The organism is Micromonospora sp. ALFpr18c (genome assembly GCF_008868155.1).
Taxonomy (GTDB): domain Bacteria; phylum Actinomycetota; class Actinomycetes; order Mycobacteriales; family Micromonosporaceae; genus Micromonospora.
The window spans coordinates 1-254 of sequence record NZ_WBKR01000547.1; the positions used below are offsets into that span (position 1 = coordinate 1).

At 62.2% G+C, this 254-nt stretch carries 1 pseudogene; it reads left to right on the forward strand.

Annotated features, from left to right (window positions below):
• Positions 1–195, forward strand: a pseudogene (locus F8271_RS31980) (hypothetical protein); the annotation flags it as partial.
• Between the last annotated feature and the right edge of the window lie 59 nt (positions 196–254).

Sequence of the window (254 nt, forward strand, 5' to 3'; positions counted from 1 at the left end):
AACGGTGAGCAGACCGCGAACGTCAAGGCGATCATCGCCGCGACGAAGAAGGCCGGCCTGCCCGAACGCGCCGCGGTGATCTCGATCGCGACGAGTTTGCAGGAGTCGAAGCTGGAGAACCTGGGTCGGGCCTGTAGGGAGATCTGTGTAACGGAATATGTCGAATTTCCGTTAAGGCCGGTGGAGTCCGGCTAGCACAGATAGGACCGAGTGGATGAGTTACCCGATGGTGGGCCCGGGCGTGCGGGCTGAGC